The organism is Labrys sp. E2SS-1L (assembly GCF_057073705.1).
The window spans coordinates 2,857,095-2,874,951 of sequence record NZ_CP172712.1 but is presented as its reverse complement, the minus strand read 5'-3'; the positions used below and the strand labels follow the sequence as shown (position 1 = coordinate 2,874,951).

Genomic DNA, 17,857 nt, shown 5'->3' with positions numbered 1-17,857 from the left:
CTGGTTGTCATCCCCGGCGAGGCCGAAGGCCGAGGGAAGGGGATCCAGGGCTCATTAGGCGCAGTTCCTGGTCCCTGGATCCCCTTCCCTTCGCCCTCTACTCGCTTTGCTCGCGAGTGGCTCAGCCGGGGATGACGGAGCACTTGTTTCTGGACGCCTCCTCAGGGCGTATGGGCGGGCGACAGCCTTTCAGGGTGCCACCGTCAGCAGATTGCCCGCCAGCTTGGCGACCTGCTGGCGGATATCCGGCACGGCGACGATCTCCCAGAACGTGCCTGAGGTGATCGGCCCCACGGCGAAGAGCCGATTCGAGGACACGCCATCGGCCCCCAGCACACCGCAGTCGAGACCGACATCCAGCCCGAGGCCGAGCCTGTCGGGCCGTACCAAGCCCTCGGCGAGCAACTGGCGCAGAATCGGATTCTCGGTGGCGGTGACGTCGGCCGCACGCCCGCGGCATTCGAAGACGGCATCGGCATCGATCCGCCTTTCGGACGCGCCGGTACGGGCAGTATAGCGCACCACGACGCGACCGCCCTGCGGATCGAAGCCGGTAACGCGCCCCGCCACGATGGCGAGTTGTCCGGTCTGGCGCGCGGCCTCGATCCGCGCTGCGGCGTCCGGCGCCATGCGATGGCGATGGATGTCCCACCAGGCCCGGGCATGGCGCAGAAAACGCCGGCGGGCCTCCTGCGACAGGCTGCGCCACAGAGGTTGGGTATAGGGACGCAGCCCATCGACGATGGCTCGCCAGTCGCCCCCCGCCTTCTGGTGTTCGGCTACGAGCCGGCGCAGCCAGCGCGTCAGGTAGACGATGCCCGTGCCATAGGGGATGTCGGCGGCGTCGAGGCGCAGCGGCTGCACCGGCCTGTGTGCATGCGGGCTGAGGCCGCGCCTGGAAATCGCGGTGATCCGGCCGCGATGCCCAGCATGCAGCAATGACAGGACCCGGTCGGCCATGGTGAGGCCGGTCCCGACGATGACGACATCGGCATCGGGGGAAAAGGCCGCCGGACCTGCGTCGAACCAGCCGTCGAAACGCCACGGAGCCGGCGGCAGCTTGGGGCCCTCATTGCCGGTGGCGAGAATGGCGATGTCGGCGTGTAGCCGCTCGCCCCCGCCCAGTTGCACAACGACGCCCTGCCCCGTGTCGGCAAAACCCACCGCCTCGTCCTGCACGATGGCGAGGCGTCGGCTGCCGGGCCGCTGCACGAGATGCGGCGAGAGCAGATCGGCGAGATAGTCACGATAGAGACGCCGCGGCGCGAAGGACTGCGCGTCCGGACAATGGCTGCTGCTGTGCTCGCCGACCCAGCGCCAGAAATGGTCGGGATCGTCAGGATAGGCGCCCATATTGGCAGCGCGCACATTCAGGAGATGATCGGGATGGCTGGTGCCGTAGGCGATACCGGCGCCAAGCTCCCGGCTCTTCTCCACCAGCGTCACACGCAGTTCGGGATGGTGATGACGCAGGAGATGGGCCGTCATCAGCACCCCGCTCGCTCCGCCTCCGATGACCACGATATGCCTGGAGGAGACGGAAGGGCTGGTCGACATGCTGCACGCTTCAATTAATCTACCATTTTGATAGATCAAACACGTGCGTCCGACAAGCTGTCCCGGTCAGCGAATTGCAGGCAAACGCCCCTGTTGCCGGCCAATCGGTCAGATGTGGTACATCAGGGTCAGGTCGTCGAGATCCGCCAGCGCCCGCATTTCGGCAAGGGTGCGGTTGTCGAGCACGGTGGAAATGGCCTGGCGCACTTCGAGCATCATCAGGCGCACGGCGCACTGGCTCTCGTCGGAACAGTCGTCACAACGCTGATAGGCCGTTCGGCTGGCGCAGGGAATGGGTGCGAGCGGGCCGTCCAACACACGCACGATATGGCCGACGCGGATCTCGCTTGCCGGCCGGCCCAGGACATAGCCGCCACCCTTGCCCTTCTTCGAATGCAGGAAGCCCGCGTTCTTCAATTCACCCAGAATCGTATCGAGGAACTTCTTGGGAATGCCGTTCTGTTCGGCGATATCGGAGACAAGACAAGGCTTGCCCGGCTCAGCGCCGGCCAGATGCACCATTGCCTTGAGGCCATATTTGCCCTTTTTCGTCAGCATGCGGCCCCCGGACTGCGATTCGGAATTCCCCTTCCGCCCTCTGGTAATCGTAAAAGGGCTGATTTGCTACTCATGCCGTCTCTAAAGCCTGCCAAAGCTGGCGATAATCTGCTGCCGTATGACTTTCTGACAGGCGCGCAGAGCCGCCGAAGAGCTTCTGGCGTAGGGCGCCTTCGGCATAGGCCGTCTTGTAACGTCCCCGCCGCTGCAGTTCCGGCACCAGCAGATCGGCGACATCGCGGAAGGTCTCCGGGCGCACCGCAAAGGCGAGGTTGAAGCCGTCGATCCCCGTTTCATCGACCCAGGCTTCCAGTTCGTCGGCAACTCTGGCGGGCGAGCCGACAACGAGCGGGCCGATGCCGCCGATCGCCACATGCTCGGCGACTTCGCGTACCGTCCAGCGGCGATCGGGATCGGCGCGGGTGATATTCTCGAGCGCCGAACGGCCGGCCTCGTTCTCGACATGCTCGACGATCGCATCGGGATCAAGCTGCGAGAAATCGACACCGGTCCAGCCCGACATCAGGGTCAGAGCCCCCTCGTGATCGGCATAACGGCGATAATCGGCGAGCTTCGCCCTCGCCTCTTCATCCGAGGGCGCCACGATCACGGTCAGCAGCGTAAAGATCAGAATGCTGGCGGGATCGCGGCCAATCCGCGCGGCCGCCTGCCGGATGGCAGCCACCCGGCTGGCGATCACCTTGCGGCTCGGCCCGGAAATGAAGACGCATTCGGCATGCCTCGCCGCAAAGCCCAGCCCCGCCGGCGAGGTCCCGGCCTGGTAGAGCACGGGCGTGCGTTGCGGCGAAGGTTCGCTCAGATGCAGGGCGTCGATGCGGAAATGCGGTCCGTCATGCTGCACCTTGCGTACCCGCTCGGGTACGGTGAAGACGCCGGCTTCAGCGTCCGCGACCACGGCGTCGTCGGCCCAGCTTCCCTCCCAGAGCTTGTAGACCGCGGCCATATAGTCCTCGGCGATGGCGTAGCGATCGTCATGCGCCGTCTGCCTGTCCTTGCCGGCACCACGAGCCGCGCTGTCGAGATAGCCGGTGACGATGTTCCAGCCGATACGCCCTTCCGTCAGATGGTCGAGCGTCGACATGCGGCGCGCGAAACCATAGGGCGGCTCATAGCTCAGATTGACGGTGACGCCGAAACCCAGATGCCGCGTCACTGCCGCCATGGCCGGCACGAGCAGCAGGGGGTCGTTCACCGGGATCTGCGTGGCATGCTGCAGGGCCGCCGCGCCATTGCCGCCATAGACATCGTAGACCCCCAGCACGTCAGCCAGGAACAGCCCGTCGAACAGGCCCCGCTCCAGAATGCGGGCGAGGTCGAGCCAATAATCGAGCCGGTTATAGGAGCGCGAACGATCCCTTGGATGGCGCCACAGCCCGGGGGACTGGTGCGCCACGCAATTCATCTCGAAGGCATTGAAACGGATGGGTTTGGACATCACTTGGCTTCTTTACCCTCCCCTGGAGGGGGAGGGTCGGCCTGAAAGGCCGGGGTGGGGTGAAGAGGCACTGGTCGCGATGATGATGGAAACAGCTCTATCCTGCAAAGAAATCACCCCACCCCGGACTTCGTCCGACCCTCCCCCTCCAGGGGAGGGTAAGAACCTATCCCGCTGCTGTCTTGCGATGAGAAGGCGCCACGACATTGGCGATGACCTCGCCGAAGGGGCCGGCATTGCGCGCGGGCCCGAAATCATTGCCGGTGGTCTTCTTCAAGGGAAGCTTGGGGAAGACCAGCTCGGCGAAGCGATAGCACTCCTCCAGATGCGGGTAGCCGGAGAGGATGAAGCGGTCGATGCCGAGCGCCATATATTCCTTCATGCGCTCGGCGACCTCGTCGGGATTGCCGACCAGAGCCGTGCCCGCCCCGCCGCGCACCAGGCCGACGCCGGCCCATAGATTGGGGCTGATCTCCAGCTTGTCGCGCGAACCGCCATGCAAAGCCCGCATGCGGCTCTGCCCCACCGAATCCATGCGCGAGAACACCTTCTGGGCCGTGGCGATGGTCTCGTCGTCGAGCTTGGAGATCAACGCGTCCGCAGCACGCCAAGCCTCGGCCGAAGTTTCACGCACGATCACATGCAGGCGGATGCCGAAAGAGAGCGTGCGTCCATATCTGGCGGCAACCGCCTTGGCATTGGCGATCTTCTCGGCCACCTGCTGGGGCGGCTCGCCCCAAGTCAGGTAGACGTCGACATGCTTGCCGGCGACCTCGTTGCCGGCCTCCGACGAGCCACCGAAATAAAGCGGCGGATAGGGCTGATTCACGGGAGGATAGAGCAGCACGCCATCCTCGATGCGCAGGTGCTTGCCCTCGCGGGTGACCTTGCCGCCCTGCAGCAGCTCGCGCCAGATGTCGAGGAATTCGTCGGTAACCTCGTAGCGTTCCTTGTGGTCGAGGAAGACGCCGTCCCCCTTCAATTCCACGGGATCGCCGCCGGTGACGACATTGATGAGCAGGCGACCATCCGAGAGCCGGTCGAGCGTCGCCGCCGAGCGGACTGCGAAGGCCGGCGTGGTCAGGCCGGGACGGATCGCCACCAGGAAACGCAGGCGCTTGGTCAGCGGCACCATGGCCGAGGCGATGACCCAGCTGTCTTCGCAGGATCGCCCGGTGGGCAGCAGCACCCCGAAATAGCCGAGGTCGTCGGCGGCCTTGGCAATCTGCGAGAGGTAGCCGAGCGAGACATGCCGGGCCCCCTGCTCGCTGCCGAGATAGCGCCCGTCGCCATGGGTCGGCAGGAACCAGAGCACGTCGGTTTCCTGGGCAGGCGGGGGCAGGTCGAGATCATAGGGCATGGTAAAGTCTCTGGTCGTATACTTGGACATTGCCGGGAAGCGACGAAAGCGCCGACTTTGTCAGGAAAGGAGCTGGATTGCCGGGTCAAGCCCGGCAATGACAAAGGTCGAGCGGGTTGGATTTCCAGTGTTCATGGACAATCCTCCGGTCAGATGGCGCCGTGGCGTGGCGGGTTGATGCCATTGAGCCAGTAGTCGCCGATGGCGCGATATTTCCAACGCACGGGATCGTGCACGGTGTGGGTGCGGGCGTTGCGCCAGAAGCGGTCGAAACCGAACTGGGTCTGAGTGGCGCGCGAGCCGGCGAATTCGATCAACTTGCTGCCGGCCAGCAGCGACGCCTCGGTTGAGGCAACCTTGGCCTCGGCAACGGCCACCGAAGCAGCCGCGACCGTTTCCACCGTGGGATCGGCCACGGCAATGTCGGAAAAGCGCCCTGCCCGCTCCAGCAAGGCATCGGAGGCGGCCACGCGGATCTTCACCTCGCCAATGCCGGCGATGGTGTAGGGATCCTCGTAGCCGTGATCGAGGCCGCTGTCCTTCCAGGGACGAGCATGCTTCTTCACGAAGCTCAAGGTCTCGGCGAGGGCAGCCCGTGCGATGCCGGCTTCGACAGCGGCGTGCATGATCTGCGCCACCGGCCCCATCGATGTGGGCCGATCGAAGACGGCCTTCAGCGAGATCACCGAAAAGGGATGCACCTCGACATTGTCGAGCGTGGTGGTGCCCGAGCCGGTGACCCTTTGGCCGAAGCCGGCCCAATCGTCGATGACCTCGAGACCCGGGGTCTGGCGCGGCACGAAGGAGATGGTGGAACGACCCTCGTCGTCATTGGCGACCACGGCCACCCAATGGGCGAACAAGGCACCGGTGCAATAGAATTTGCGCCCGTTGAGCCGCAGCACCGGCCCGTCCTTGCTGAGGCGGGTGTTGTGGTCCTGCGCCGTCTTGGTGCCGATCTCGGACAGGGCATTGCCGATGCGCTCGCCGGCCAGGATGCGACCGTAGAAGAAGCGTTTCTGCTCTTCGCTGCCTTCCAGGCGCAAGGCGTGCAGGATGAAGAAGTGGTTCTGCGGAATCTGGCCGATCGAGCCATCCGCCGCGGAGAGAAGAGCGATCACCTCGGCCAGCGTACCGGACGATACTTCGGCACCGCCATAGGCCTTTGGCACGGTGATGGCGAGGAGGCCTGCATCGGACAGCCAGTCGAGTTCCTCGTAAGGCAAGCGCCGCTCGCGGTCGCGCTCGATCGCGGTTTCGGCAATCCTGGCCGCGACCTCACGCGCGGCAGCGAGCGCCTCGGCATCGTCCTTGATGATATGGGCCTTGCCGGCCCGCAGGGGTGGTGCCCGGAACGCGACGAGGCGCTCGGGCGGGGTATCGGCGGTCAGGGCGGCGGCGGTGGGCATGATTGAGTCCTATTCCGGGTGCGCGGGCGTCTCGCCCGCTCTTTCTTCCGGTTGGTTCGATGTTTCCAAAAGCGGGCGGGACGCCCGCGCACCCGGAGAAATCAACTCCAGGGATGGCGCGGCGGGCTCACGCCATTCAGGGCGTGGTTGCCGACATGATAGAATTTCCAACGCACCGGATCGTGCAGCGTATGGGTGCGCGCGTTGCGCCAATGCCGGTCCAGATTGTACTGGCCCAGGGTCGAGCGCGTGCCGCCCAGTTCGTGCAGCTTGTTGGTGGCGAGGATGGCGATCTCGGTGGTCAGCACCTTGGCCTCGGCAACCGCGACGGCAGCCGTCGTCACGCCCTCCTCGGTCGGCTGCTCCACGATCGCGTCAACAGCCCGTCCCGCCTTCTCCAGCAGGGCCTCTGCGGCATGAAGCTTGACCTTGAGGTCACCGATCTGGGCGATGGTGAAGACATCCTCATAGCCATGCTCCTGACCACTATCGATCCAGGGACGGACATTGTTGCGCACGAACTTGATGGTGTCCTCGATGGTGCCGCGCGCGATGCCGGCATCGACGGCCGCCTGGATGATCTGGGAGACCGCTCCGTTGGTCGAGGGATTCTCGCCGCCGAGATAGGCCGGTATCACCCCCTCGGCCCCCACCCGCACATTGTCGATATGGACATTGCCGCTCGCGGTGGTGCGCTGACCGAAGCTCGACCAATTGTCGATGATGGTAAGCCCCTCGGCGTCACGCGGCACGATGGCCAGATTCACCTTGCCGGCCGGATCGACGGCGCCGATATGGATGTAATGCGCGAACAGCGCCCCGGTGGCATAGAATTTCTCGCCCTTGACCCGATAGCCGTCGCCATCCGGGGTCAGCGTGGTCTCGAAGGCGCCGACATGCTTGGACTTGGCCTCGGAGAAGGCGTTGCCGAGCCGATAGCCCGCGAGCACGCGGCCGAACCACAACTTCTTCTGCTCTTCCGAAGCGGTGGACCTGATGACGTCAACCGCAGCAAGGTGGTTCTGCGGGATCTGGCCGATGGAAGGATCGGCGGCCGAGATCAGCTTGATCACCTCCGTCAGCGTCACCCAGGAGACGCCGGCGCCGCCATAGGCCTTGGGAATGGTGATGCCCCAAAGGCCGCTCTTGGAGAAACGGTCGAGCTCGGCTGCCGGCAGGATACGGTCGCGGTCGCGCAACGCCGCCCCGGCTGCGAATTCAGCCGCCAGGGTCGTGGCTGTTTCGATCGCCTCGGCATCGGAGGCGATGACATGGGCCTGGGGCTCGAGGTCGAATTGGGGCGGCGCAGAGGTGAGCGGCGGCGCAACGGAAATGGTCATGGTGATCCCGGTCTTGTTCAATCAGGCAGGGTGGAAGCCGCCATAGCCACCCTGTGCATAGACGAGCGGCCTACCATCGGCGGTGCGGATGCCGCGCACGGCGCCGATGATGATGGAGTGGCTGTGACGGTCGATGAATTCCTCGACCTCGCAATCGACGGAGGCGAGCGCTCCCTCAAGCGCCAGGGCGCCGGTGAACAGGCGGTTCCAGCCGGCGTTCTCATAGCGGGCGGCACCCTTGATACCGCCCCGCCCCGCAAAGCGGTCGGCGATGTGGCGCTGATGGTCTGCCAGGATGTTCACGCAATAATGGCCGTAGCGGCGGATGACCGGCCAGGCCGAGGCATCGCGATTGACGCAGATGATCATGGTCGGCGGCTCGACCGACAGCGACACGGCCGAGGTCGCCGTGAGACCGGTACGCTCGTCCCCTTCACCCGCGGTGATCACGCTGACGCCGCCGGCAACCAACCGCATGGCGTCGCGCAGATTCGGCCCCGTAACCGGCGGCAGCTTCACGGCGATATTCATGTTCGTATCCGTCATCTGAAAGAAGCAGCGGAGGCCTCGCCTCCCCTTTCTTGGTGCACCCAGCGGCGCGTCGTGGGCGGATCGTGCAACAGCAACAATCTTATGTCTATAGATTTTATAGAATTTATGGCCAAAAAATTACGAAGGACCTCCCTTCGCAACGATCAATATAACGCTGTGACAGCCGACACGGCCAGCAGGAGCCGCCCATCGTCCCGGCTGATTATACCGGCAGCGACTCGACCTTTGTCATTGCCGGGCTTGACCCGGCAATCCAGGCTGTAGCGCAGTCCTTCTACCGCCGGCCTTATGGATGCCCGGGCCAAGCCCGGGCATGACAAAGGTCAGCGCCTTTATGGTTCTGGCTCAGACACGCCGCTGCACGAGACAGCAACGTGCATTCGACCAATGCCACCCTACCAGGCCGGCTGGATCGCGCCCTTGAAGTTGGCGTTGATGAAATCGGCCACTTCCTGATTCTGATAGGAGGCCACCAGCTTCTTGAAGATCGGCTTGTCCTTGTCGGCCTCGCGCACGGCGATGAAGTTGCCATAGGGATTGTTGGTGCGGCTTTCCTGGATCAGCGCATCCTTGGCTGGCGTCAGGCCGGCGCCGAGGGCGTAGTTGGTGTTGATCACTGCGCCGTCGAGGTCGGGCAGCAGATTAGCAAGCTGCGAGGCCTCGATCTCCTTGAACTCGACCTTCTTGGGATTGTCGGTAACGTCGAGCACGCTCGGCACCTGGCCTTCGGCGGTCTTCAGCTTGATCAGGCCGTTGGCTTCCAGGAGCTTGAGGGCCCGGCCGCCATTGGACGGATCGTTGGGAATGCCGATGACGGCGCCTTCCTTCAGATCGGCAAAAGCCTTCAGCTTCTTCGAATAGAGGGCGATCGGCTGCACCAGCGTATAGCCGATCGGCACGATCTTGTAGCCGCGGGCCGCGATCTGGCTGTCGAGATAGGGCTTGTGCTGGAAGGCGTTGGCGTCGAGGTCGCCCTTCTCGAGTGCCTCGTTGGGAATGGCGTAGTCGGAGAAGGAGACCAGTTCGATGTCGAGGCCATCCTTGGCGGCGACCTTCTTGGCCACCTCCCAGATGCGCTCCTCGTCACCACCCATGACACCGAGCTTGAGCTTCTCGGCGGCAAAGGCCGCGCCGGCCGGAGCCAGAGCGAAGACCAGGGCCAGGGCGGCGCCGGCGAGGCGGCGGCGTGTCAATGTGTAGGCGGACATGGAAGTCTTTCCTGTTTTAGATAGACGTTGAATCATGCCGAGAGACCGTGGAAACGACCCTCGATTCCCTCCCGCAAATCACGGCTTTCATCCAATGATCCGCGAGGTGTTCCGGTCCCGGATGCTACGGCATCGTCGGGACTGACATCAGTCCTGTCGCACGCGCTTGTTGAGCTTGCGGGCAGCCAGGTCGCCCGCCGACTGCACGCCCTGCACGAGCAGGATGAGAATGACGACCACGGCGCCCATCACTTCGGGCATGAAGCGCTGATAGCCATAGCGGATGGCGACGTCGCCCAACCCGCCACCGCCGACCACGCCGGCCATGGCCGAATAGCCGATCAGGCTGACCGTGGTGAGGGTGAGGCCAAGCACGAGACCCGGCAGCGCCTCGGGAAACAGCACCTTGCGGATGATCTGGAACGGTGTGGCGCCGAAGGAACGCGCCGCCTCGATCAGCCCGGCGTCGACCTCGCGAATGGCGCTCTCGACGATGCGTGCGATGAAGGGCGCCACCGCGATGGTCAGGGGCACGATCACGCCTTTCAGGCCGATCGAACTGCCGACCAGCAGCCTTGTGAACGGAATGATCGCGACGATGAGGATGATGAAAGGCACCGAGCGCACCGCGTTGACGACCGCGCCAAGCACCGCATTCACCTTGGGAGAAGCCAGCAATTCGCCACGCCGGCTGGTGGCGAGGAAGATGCCGAGGGGCAGGCCCAGGATCGTCCCGAACAGGATGGACACGCCGACCATGATCAGGGAATCGCCGGTCGCGCCCCAGATAACCTTGAGGATCTCAGGCGACATAACCGATCACCTCCCCTTGCAGATTGAGCCTCTCCACCGCCGAGACCACGGCAAGCCGGGTCGCTTCGTCGCCGGGCACCGAAACCAGAAGCGCCCCGAAGGGTTCGCCGCCGATCGTGTCGATGCGGCCGGCCAGGATGTTGATGTCGATGCCGAGAATGGTGGTCAAACGGCTGACCACCGGCGCTGTGGCGTGCGAGCCGGTGAAGGTGATGCGCAACACCGCCTGGCTGCCCGGGCTCGGCTGGTCCGAGAGCCGGCGGGCGAGATCGGCCGGCAGTTCGACACCGGTGACCCCGCGCACGAAACTGGCCGTGGTGGCGTGGCGCGGCTGGGTCAGCACCTCGAAGGCCCGCCCCGTCTCGATCAGCTTGCCGGCTTCCAGCACGGCAACCCGATGGCAGATCTCCTTGATCACCGACATTTCGTGGGTGATCAGTACGATGGTGACGCCGAGGCGCTGGTTGATATCGGCCAGCAGGGCCAGAATGGAGGCCGTCGTCTCCGGGTCGAGCGCCGAGGTCACCTCGTCGCCGAGCAGGATCTTGGGCCGGGTCGCCAAGGCGCGGGCGATGCCGACGCGCTGCTTCTGGCCGCCCGACAGCTCCGCCGGATAGCGGTTGCGTTTGTCTGAGAGCCCGACAAGGTCGAGCAACGGCTCGACGCGGTCCCGGATTTCGGCGACGCCGATACCGGCCACTTCCAGGGGAAGCGCCACATTCTCGAAGACCGTGCGCGAGGACAAAAGATTGAAATGCTGGAACACCATGCCAATGGACCGGCGGACCGGGCGCAACTGGCTTTCGCTCAGGGCATCGACCTCGATGCCGTCGACGACGACACGGCCATTTGTCGGCCGCTCCAGCCCATTGATCAGCCGCAGCAGCGTCGATTTGCCGGCACCGCTGCGCCCGATCACGCCGAAGATCTCGCCGCGCGGGATTTCCAGGCTGAGATCGTCGAGCGCGAACACGGCCGCACTGCCCTTGCGCGCAGCAAAGGAACGCGACACGCGCTCGAAGCGCACGATCGGCCCGCCTGCCTCCGCCTCACCAGGCAAGGTCAGGTTTTCCACTCTCACAGGTGCGTTCACGCGACCAGTTCCTCCAGCAGGGAGTGCAGGCGCCTGGCGACCTGGCCTGAAAGATAGCGTTCGGCATCACGCGGACCCACGAAGGTCATGCCGTCGAACCGGCTGAAGCGCCGGCTGGCGGCATGAAACGCAAAGCGGCGCGCCTGGGGTTCGCGCACCACGATGCCGACTGCGGCACCGGAGATCTCAATAACATAGGATTCGGAATTGGAGGGATGGGACATGGATAAAGCCGCCACCTGGTGGCGCTCCGAAAAAACAGGGAATGCATGTGATTATACGGGCTTCAGCAACAACAGCAGCCGCAACACATCTTTCCGTCTGGCTTTCCGATATCCGTTCCGCTGACAACGATCATGGGACACTTCCTGTCTGGAGCCCACGACATCAGCCGTGGCGCTTTAGCGTTTGATGACGCGGCGCAAGCTGCTCGCTCAAATCCCCGCGACCGACTCCCTGGGAAGCCGATGACACAAAAATAAATAGTCCACAAAATTAGTCAACTGTTGTTCGGCGATTTTTTCGATGTCCACAACCGGGCATCCCGAACAGCGCTGCGCCTTTACATAAACCGCTGTCGGGCGGAACTCAACCTACCGTAATGATCAGACAATAAGCGCAAAGCAGGCCGGCAACGCTTCGAGTCACTAGTCGAAACCGCACGCTCGCCATATACAGGGCATAATTGCGTGTTTTGCGTCGACGAGACACGACGAAAGACGCCATATCGTCCTGCCTCCGCCCTTCACCGGCAGGTCGATGACGGTATTTGTGCCGGAATTTCTGTCCGGCACGGCCAGCATTCCGCCCTCCGGCGGCTTCTTCCTCTTACAGATATTTGCGAAAGACCTTCCAGCCCAGCCTGCCGTCGGGCCCCTTGTGCCACGAGCCAAAGCAGCAGAGATTGGAACGGTTTGAGGCTGGCACCCTGCCGCGTCAGATCATCGGCGGCAGCCATTCCTCCCGGGATGACAAAATACGGCCGCCGGAGCAGATGCTTTCAGGTTGGGACGCGCTTCCTGCCCGAAATCATCTGCTTGAATATTGAGAAAATGCAGTACGTGCTGGCTTCGTCCGAGCGATGAAACCGGAGGTTCTGCAAGGGGAGTCATAACGCTCGGCAGAGGCCAAGCCCGGAGTGGCGACCGCAATCGCTTCACCGGGAAGGGTCAGGCGCGCGACTTTGGTCGTGCGGGTGCCGCAAGAGAGGAAGCGAGACGTGCTGGACGCGTTTTTCAAACTGAAGGAACAGGGCACTTCGGTGCGGACGGAGGTGATCGCCGGCATCACCACCTTCCTCACCATGGCCTACATCATCTTCGTCAATCCGGAGATCCTGTCGACCACCGGCATGGACCGCAATGCGGTCTTCGTCGCGACCTGCCTGGCAGCCGCCCTCGGCTCGCTGATCATGGGCCTGGTCGCCCGGTGGCCGATCGGCATGGCGCCGGGCATGGGCCTGAACGCCTTCTTTGCCTTCACCGTCGTCGCCACCATGGGCTTTACCTGGCAGCAGGCCCTCGGCGCGGTGTTCATCTCCGGCTGTATCTTCCTGCTCCTGACCGTCACCGGCGTGCGCAGTTGGCTGATCGCCGGCATTCCGCATTCGATGCGATCGGCCATCGCGGCCGGCATCGGCCTGTTCCTCGGCATCATCGCCCTCAAGAGCTCGGGCATCGTGGTCGCCAGCCCCGCCACGCTGGTGACCCTGGGGTCGCTCAAGGAAACCGGCACGCTGCTGGCCATCCTCGGCTTCTTCATCATCGCAGCCCTCGACGTGCTCAAGGTACGCGGCGCCATCCTGATCGGTATTCTCGTCATCACCGCGCTTTCGATCGCGCTCGGCGTCAGCAAGTTCGGTGGCGTCATTTCCATGCCGCCCTCCATCCTGCCGACCTTCCTGCAGCTCGACCTCGTGGGCGCCATGCATGCGGGCCTGGTGCATGTCATCCTGGTGTTCGTGCTGGTCGAGGTGTTCGATGCGACCGGTACGCTGATCGGTGTCGCCAAGCGCGCCGGCCTGATCCAGCCCGACAAGCCCAACCGGCTCGGCCGCGCTTTGCTGGCCGACAGCTCCGCCATCCTCGCCGGCTCGCTGCTCGGCACCTCCTCGACCACCGCCTATGTCGAGAGCGTGTCCGGCGTGCAGGCCGGCGGGCGCACCGGCCTTACCGCCATCGTCATCGCCATCCTGTTCCTGGCCGCCCTGTTCTTCTCACCGCTCGCCGGTTCCGTGCCGGTCTATGCCACCGCGCCAGCCCTACTCTATGTCGCCTGCTTGATGATGCGCGAACTGCTCGAGGTGGAGTGGGACGACATCACCGAGGCCGCTCCGGCCGCGCTGACCGCGCTGATGATGCCCTTTACCTACTCCATCGCCAACGGCCTTGCCTTCGGCTTCATCAGCTATTGCGCCCTCAAGACCCTCACCGGCCGCCCGCAGCAGGTGCATCTGGCCACCTGGCTGGTCGCCGTCCTGTTCGTGGTCCGCTTCGCCTTCTTCTCGGGTGGTTGAGATTCCGATCGTCGGAGAACGGCACAAACAAAAGGGCCGGGGCAGCATCGCTGCCCCGGCTTTTTCGTATAAGCGGCAGGATCAGACGTAGGAGAGAATGCGGCTTGCCAATTGCGAATTGCGGTCCTCGTCGCGGCGCGGGCGCGGCAGCTCGACGGCCAGGTCGAGCGCGACGGCGCCTTCACGCAGCACGATGACCCGGTCGGCCAGCGCGACCGCTTCCGACACGTCGTGGGTGATCAGGATGGCGGTGAAGCCATGCTCGCGCCAGATCCGCGAGAGCAATTGATGCATCTCCACCCGCGTCATGGCATCGAGCGCGCCGAAGGGCTCGTCGAGCAGCAGGATGTCGGGCCGGCTGACCAAGGCGCGCGCCAGGGCAACACGCTGCCTCTGCCCACCCGACAACACGCTCGGCCATTCATTGGCCCGGTCTCCCAGCCCTACTTCATCGAGCGCGGCCTGGGCCAGGCCGCGCCAATTGGGGCCACGCGCAATGCCGACATTGCCGATCACACGCTGCCAGGGCAGCAGCCGCGCATCCTGAAACATCAGCCTTGCGCCGGCATGGGCTCCCTGAAAGGCCGCTCCGCCCACCGAGACCTCGCCGGCGCTGGGTCGATCGAGACCCGCGATGAGGCGCAGAAGCGTGGATTTGCCGCCGCCCGAGCGCCCGACCACGGCGACGAATTCGCCGGGCTCGATGGTGAGGTTGAGCCTGTCGAGCACCACGCGATGATCGAAGGCCTTGGAAGCCCCCTTCAACTCGATCGCCAGCCCCTTGGGCTTCGGCGCCGGCCGGGCGAAATCGGACGGGGCCAGGCTGTTACGCGTCAGTTCGGGGGCGAAATAGCCATCCTCTATAGGGAGCAGAGCATTGGTCATGCCAGTGCCTCCCGGCGGGGCCGCGCATAGGTGGGATGCCATTGCAGGGCAGCCTGTTCGAGCAGCTTCACCAAAGTGTCCGAGAGCTTGCCGAGCACGGCATAGATGATCACGCCGAGCAGGATGACGTCCGTCTGCAGGAATTCACGGGCATTCATGGTCATGTAGCCGATGCCGGAGGAGGCCGAGATGGTCTCGGCCACGATCAGCGTCAGCCACATGATGCCGAGGCCGTAGCGCAGGCCCACGAAGACCGATGGCAGGGCGCCTGGCAGGATTACCCGCCAGAACCGGGCCACCGGCCCCAGGCCGTAGACGCGTGCCATCTCGGTGAGATGCGGATCGATGGTGCGGATGCCGTGATAGGTATTGATGTAGACGGGAAAGAGCACGCCGAGAACGACCAGGAAGATCTTGGCGCTTTCGCCGATGCCGAACCACAGGATCACCAGCGGAATGATGGCCAGATGCGGCACGTTGCGCAGCATCTGCAAAGTGGAGTCGAGCAGCAATTCGGCCGGACGCCAGACGCCGTTGGCGACGCCGAGCGCGAAGCCGATCAGGCCGCCAATGGCCAGGCCCTGCAGGGCGCGTCCGGCACTGACACCGACATTGTGCAGGAGGGTGCCATCCTGGAGGGTCTGCCAGAAGGCGAGCGCCACTGCGCTCGGCGCCGACAATACTCGCGCCTGCAGCCAGCCGAGATCGGCGGCAAGCTCCCAGCCGGCCAGCAGCAGCACCGGCAGCAACCAGGGCACTAGGCGACGGGCCAGTCCATTCAAGCGTCGCGAAGCCATCGGCCCCTCCCTTGTCAGAGCGTCACGCCGGGGCGGAGCGCATCGGCGATCTTGATCGCCTTGGGGATGAGGCCGAGCTTATGGAAGGTATCGGCGATCTGCTGCTGGGCGGCCACCGTCTCGGCCGTGATCGGCTGCACGTTCCAGGATTGCCGGCCGAGCGCCAGCTTGAGCACGGGGGCCGGAATGCCGACGGCGGGGGCCAACTCTTTCGCCGCTTCGTCGACATGGTCCTTCGCCCATTGGTCGATCTCGTTGATGGCGGCGAGGACGGCGTCGATCGCGGCCGGATTGGCTTCGGTGAAGGAGCGCTCGCCCAGATAGAACTGCCGGTTGGCGACCAGGCCCTCGCCATTGGCAAGCTGGCGCGCCTCGACGGCGATCTCCGCCGCTGCCTGGAAGGGATCCCAGATCACCCAGGCATCGATGTCGCCATGCTCGAAGGCGGCCCGCGCATCGGAAGGTGTGAGGAACACCGTCTGGATGTCGCCATAGGCCAGTCCGGCCTTTTCCAGCGCCTTGACCAGAAGATAGTGAACGTTCGATCCCTTGTTGAGCCCGACCTTCTTGCCCTTGAGTTCCGCCACCGATTGCAGCGGACTGTCCTTGCGCACCAGGATCGCCTCGCTGAGGGGAGCCGCCGGTTCGTTGGCGACATAGACCAGCGGTGCGCCGGCCGCCTGGGCGAAGATCGGCGGGGCCTCGCCGGTGATGCCGAAATCCAGCGCGCCGACATTCAGGGCTTCCAGCAATTGCGGACCGCCGGGAAACTCCGTCCAGGTCACGCCGAAACCCAGAGGCTCGAGCTTGCGTTCAAGATTGCCGCGCGCCTTCAGCAACAGGAAAGTGCCGTATTTCTGGTAGCCGACACGGATCGTCTTCGTCGCGGCGCGCGCGGGTCCGAGGGCGGCGGTCACGGCGAAGGCGGGCGCGGCGGCAAGCAGAGAGCGGCGGGTCCAGAGCGCAGTCATCAGGTCATCCTTGAGGGTATCGGCGCCATAATCCCAATAGTTGATAGATTTAGTCAATAATTAATTTCCTGTCTCGACTGCATGAATTTTGCCCACGATTCAGGTCGCGTTTCCCTCACGGACTGTTCGCGACCTGATTCCGATCCAGCATCTAACTCTTTGCTATGAAAGCTTAATTTCGGCAGATTTCTTTTATAATTCTATATAGTCTATAAAATCAGTTGACTTATAAATACCGCCATGGTCGATTTCACATAGAGATTCAACCGAACGGTCCAATGCCATGACGACTTCAGCCGAAAGCCTGCCTATCCTCGATTTCCGTTGGTTCGAGGCCGGAGCCGCAGAGCGCGCGGCCTTCCTCCAGAACCTGCGCGAGGCAGCTCGCGGTCCCGGCTTCTTCTACCTGACCGGCCACGGCGTCCCCCAGCAGTTGATCGATGATGTGCTGCGCCTGTCGCGCCGCTTCTTCGACCTGCCCGAACAGGACAAGCTGGCGATCGAAATGATCAACTCGCCGCATTTCCGCGGCTACAACCGGGCCGGCTTCGAGCATACGCGCGGCAAGCCGGACTGGCGCGAGCAGGTGGATATCGGCGCCGAAAAGAGGGCCCGCCCCCTCGATCCCACCGCACCGGCCTGGCATCGCCTGCAGGGGCCCAATCAATGGCCTGAAGCCTTGCCCGAACTGCAGCTCATCACACTGCGCTATCTCCAGGAGGTCACCCAGCTCGGCATTCGCGTGCTCAGCGCCTTCGCGCTCGCCTTGGGCCAGAAGGCCGATGCCTTCCAGCCGATCTACACGCCCGAACCCAACCAGCTCCTCAAGATCGTGCGCTATCCCGGTCGTGAAGCCGGTGAGGATGACCAAGGCGTCGGCGCGCACAAGGATTCGGGCTTCCTCACGCTGCTTCTGCAGGATGTCCAGGGCGGTCTGCAGGTCGAGGGCGCGCATGGCTGGATCGAGGCTCCCCCTATCCCCGGCACTTTCGTCGTCAATATCGGCGAGATCCTGGAACTGGCCTCGAATGGCTATCTGCGCGCCAACGTCCATCGCGTCGTCTCGCCACCGGCCGGTACCGATCGGCTGTCGGTGCCCTTCTTCCTCGGTGCCAATCTTGAGGCCGAAGTACCGCTGCTAACGCTGGCACCGGAGTTTGCCGCCCAAGCACGCGGCCTGACGCAGGACCCGCTCAATCCGCTCTTCCGAGAGGCTGGGCGCAACTATCTCAAGAGCCGCCTGCGTTCCCATCCCGACGTCGCCCGCCGCCACCATCCCGACCTGATCGACACCAGCAAGCCGGTGCAGGTCGCCTCCGCCTACTGATTTTCGGTTCGATCTT

17 protein-coding genes are annotated in these 17,857 nt (G+C 64.1%); 3 read left to right on the top strand and 14 right to left on the bottom strand.

All coding sequences use genetic code 11. The features are described from left to right. Positions 1 to 189: 189 nt before the first annotated feature. The 11 genes from ACIGJE_RS13225 to ACIGJE_RS13175 all read right to left on the bottom strand — a co-directional run bounded on the left by ACIGJE_RS13225 (position 190) and on the right by ACIGJE_RS13175 (position 11,570). The gene (locus tag ACIGJE_RS13225) at positions 190 to 1,557 is read right to left on the bottom strand and encodes an FAD/NAD(P)-binding protein (RefSeq protein WP_483677638.1); all 1,368 of its coding nucleotides are present in this window, start codon (positions 1,555 to 1,557) and stop codon (positions 190 to 192) included. Positions 1,558 to 1,665: 108 nt separating this feature from the next. Beyond that, positions 1,666 to 2,115 carry an RrF2 family transcriptional regulator gene (locus ACIGJE_RS13220; protein WP_105865248.1) on the bottom strand — a complete coding sequence of 150 codons (450 nt, stop codon included), beginning with the start codon at positions 2,113 to 2,115 and terminating at the stop codon, positions 1,666 to 1,668. Positions 2,116 to 2,185: 70 nt separating this feature from the next. Beyond that, the gene (locus tag ACIGJE_RS13215; RefSeq protein ID WP_415083685.1) at positions 2,186 to 3,571 is read right to left on the bottom strand and encodes an LLM class flavin-dependent oxidoreductase; all 1,386 of its coding nucleotides are present in this window, start codon (positions 3,569 to 3,571) and stop codon (positions 2,186 to 2,188) included. 166 nt (positions 3,572 to 3,737) lie between these two features. Beyond that, complete coding sequence (ssuD, locus tag ACIGJE_RS13210; RefSeq protein ID WP_483677635.1) at positions 3,738 to 4,931, bottom strand: FMNH2-dependent alkanesulfonate monooxygenase; 1,194 nt, start codon at positions 4,929 to 4,931, stop codon at positions 3,738 to 3,740. Between the two features lie 149 nt (positions 4,932 to 5,080). Next, positions 5,081 to 6,340 (bottom strand): SfnB family sulfur acquisition oxidoreductase, encoded by a 1,260-nt coding sequence (locus ACIGJE_RS13205; RefSeq protein ID WP_311933104.1) that lies wholly within the window; start codon positions 6,338 to 6,340, stop codon positions 5,081 to 5,083. Between the two features lie 101 nt (positions 6,341 to 6,441). After that, on the bottom strand, positions 6,442 to 7,680 hold the full coding sequence (locus tag ACIGJE_RS13200; protein WP_311933105.1) for an SfnB family sulfur acquisition oxidoreductase: 1,239 nt from the start codon (positions 7,678 to 7,680) through the stop codon (positions 6,442 to 6,444). Positions 7,681 to 7,701: 21 nt separating this feature from the next. Next, entirely contained in the window at positions 7,702 to 8,211 is a 510-nt protein-coding gene (locus tag ACIGJE_RS13195; RefSeq protein ID WP_311933106.1) for a flavin reductase family protein, read from the bottom strand. 416 nt (positions 8,212 to 8,627) lie between these two features. Beyond that, entirely contained in the window at positions 8,628 to 9,440 is an 813-nt protein-coding gene (locus tag ACIGJE_RS13190; protein WP_311933107.1) for a MetQ/NlpA family ABC transporter substrate-binding protein, read from the bottom strand. Positions 9,441 to 9,587: 147 nt separating this feature from the next. Then, positions 9,588 to 10,253: a methionine ABC transporter permease gene (locus ACIGJE_RS13185; protein WP_311933108.1), complete on the bottom strand. Its 666-nt coding sequence runs from the start codon at positions 10,251 to 10,253 to the stop codon at positions 9,588 to 9,590. Continuing rightward, the gene (locus ACIGJE_RS13180) at positions 10,243 to 11,346 is read right to left on the bottom strand and encodes a methionine ABC transporter ATP-binding protein (protein WP_376717608.1); all 1,104 of its coding nucleotides are present in this window, start codon (positions 11,344 to 11,346) and stop codon (positions 10,243 to 10,245) included. The genes ACIGJE_RS13185 and ACIGJE_RS13180 overlap by 11 nt, the downstream gene beginning before the upstream one ends. Continuing rightward, positions 11,343 to 11,570, bottom strand: coding sequence for a hypothetical protein (locus ACIGJE_RS13175; RefSeq protein ID WP_068287353.1), 228 nt, complete (start codon positions 11,568 to 11,570; stop codon positions 11,343 to 11,345). Before ACIGJE_RS13175 ends, ACIGJE_RS13180 begins: the two co-directional genes overlap by 4 nt. Here ACIGJE_RS13175 and ACIGJE_RS13170 point away from each other — a divergent pair. Both ACIGJE_RS13170 and ACIGJE_RS13165 read left to right on the top strand, forming a co-directional pair. After that, positions 11,569 to 11,694 (top strand): hypothetical protein, encoded by a 126-nt coding sequence (locus ACIGJE_RS13170; protein WP_311933110.1) that lies wholly within the window; start codon positions 11,569 to 11,571, stop codon positions 11,692 to 11,694. The genes ACIGJE_RS13175 and ACIGJE_RS13170 overlap by 2 nt on opposite strands. Positions 11,695 to 12,565: 871 nt before the next feature. After that, complete coding sequence (locus ACIGJE_RS13165) at positions 12,566 to 13,861, top strand: NCS2 family permease (protein WP_311933112.1); 1,296 nt, start codon at positions 12,566 to 12,568, stop codon at positions 13,859 to 13,861. A gap of 81 nt (positions 13,862 to 13,942) precedes the next feature. On the opposite strand, the gene ACIGJE_RS13160 is transcribed toward ACIGJE_RS13165, so the two are convergent. The 3 genes from ACIGJE_RS13160 to ACIGJE_RS13150 are packed head-to-tail and all read right to left on the bottom strand — an operon-like array spanning position 13,943 to position 16,514. Then, a complete protein-coding gene (locus tag ACIGJE_RS13160) occupies positions 13,943 to 14,746 on the bottom strand; it encodes an ATP-binding cassette domain-containing protein (RefSeq protein WP_311933114.1) in 804 nt (267 codons plus the stop codon). After that, entirely contained in the window at positions 14,743 to 15,543 is an 801-nt protein-coding gene (locus tag ACIGJE_RS13155) for an ABC transporter permease subunit (RefSeq protein WP_311933116.1), read from the bottom strand. Before ACIGJE_RS13155 ends, ACIGJE_RS13160 begins: the two co-directional genes overlap by 4 nt. A 14-nt stretch (positions 15,544 to 15,557) precedes the next feature. Next, positions 15,558 to 16,514, bottom strand: a complete 957-nt coding sequence (locus tag ACIGJE_RS13150) for a sulfonate ABC transporter substrate-binding protein (protein ID WP_415083784.1) — start codon at positions 16,512 to 16,514, stop codon at positions 15,558 to 15,560. 283 nt (positions 16,515 to 16,797) lie between these two features. On the opposite strand from ACIGJE_RS13150, the gene ACIGJE_RS13145 reads away from it, so the two are divergent. After that, the gene (locus ACIGJE_RS13145) at positions 16,798 to 17,841 is read left to right on the top strand and encodes an isopenicillin N synthase family dioxygenase (protein WP_415083691.1); all 1,044 of its coding nucleotides are present in this window, start codon (positions 16,798 to 16,800) and stop codon (positions 17,839 to 17,841) included. The last annotated feature ends 16 nt before the right edge of the window (positions 17,842 to 17,857 follow it).

Excerpts from the sequence above, each read along its gene's own strand:
- ACIGJE_RS13225 (WP_483677638.1), bottom strand. The coding sequence starts at position 1,557 with ATGTCGACCAGCCCTTCCGTCTCCTCCAGGCATATCGTGGTCATCGGA.
- ACIGJE_RS13220 (WP_105865248.1), bottom strand. The coding sequence starts at position 2,115 with ATGCTGACGAAAAAGGGCAAATATGGCCTCAAGGCAATGGTGCATCTG.
- ACIGJE_RS13215 (WP_415083685.1), bottom strand. The coding sequence starts at position 3,571 with ATGTCCAAACCCATCCGTTTCAATGCCTTCGAGATGAATTGCGTGGCG.
- ssuD (WP_483677635.1), bottom strand. The coding sequence starts at position 4,931 with ATGCCCTATGATCTCGACCTGCCCCCGCCTGCCCAGGAAACCGACGTG.
- ACIGJE_RS13205 (WP_311933104.1), bottom strand. The coding sequence starts at position 6,340 with ATGCCCACCGCCGCCGCCCTGACCGCCGATACCCCGCCCGAGCGCCTC.
- ACIGJE_RS13200 (WP_311933105.1), bottom strand. The coding sequence starts at position 7,680 with ATGACCATTTCCGTTGCGCCGCCGCTCACCTCTGCGCCGCCCCAATTC.
- ACIGJE_RS13195 (WP_311933106.1), bottom strand. The coding sequence starts at position 8,211 with ATGAATATCGCCGTGAAGCTGCCGCCGGTTACGGGGCCGAATCTGCGC.
- ACIGJE_RS13190 (WP_311933107.1), bottom strand. The coding sequence starts at position 9,440 with ATGTCCGCCTACACATTGACACGCCGCCGCCTCGCCGGCGCCGCCCTG.
- ACIGJE_RS13185 (WP_311933108.1), bottom strand. The coding sequence starts at position 10,253 with ATGTCGCCTGAGATCCTCAAGGTTATCTGGGGCGCGACCGGCGATTCC.
- ACIGJE_RS13170 (WP_311933110.1), top strand. The coding sequence starts at position 11,569 with ATGGATAAAGCCGCCACCTGGTGGCGCTCCGAAAAAACAGGGAATGCA.
- ACIGJE_RS13175 (WP_068287353.1), bottom strand. The coding sequence starts at position 11,570 with ATGTCCCATCCCTCCAATTCCGAATCCTATGTTATTGAGATCTCCGGT.
- ACIGJE_RS13160 (WP_311933114.1), bottom strand. The coding sequence starts at position 14,746 with ATGACCAATGCTCTGCTCCCTATAGAGGATGGCTATTTCGCCCCCGAA.
- ACIGJE_RS13155 (WP_311933116.1), bottom strand. The coding sequence starts at position 15,543 with ATGGCTTCGCGACGCTTGAATGGACTGGCCCGTCGCCTAGTGCCCTGG.
- ACIGJE_RS13150 (WP_415083784.1), bottom strand. The coding sequence starts at position 16,514 with ATGACTGCGCTCTGGACCCGCCGCTCTCTGCTTGCCGCCGCGCCCGCC.
- ACIGJE_RS13145 (WP_415083691.1), top strand. The coding sequence starts at position 16,798 with ATGACGACTTCAGCCGAAAGCCTGCCTATCCTCGATTTCCGTTGGTTC.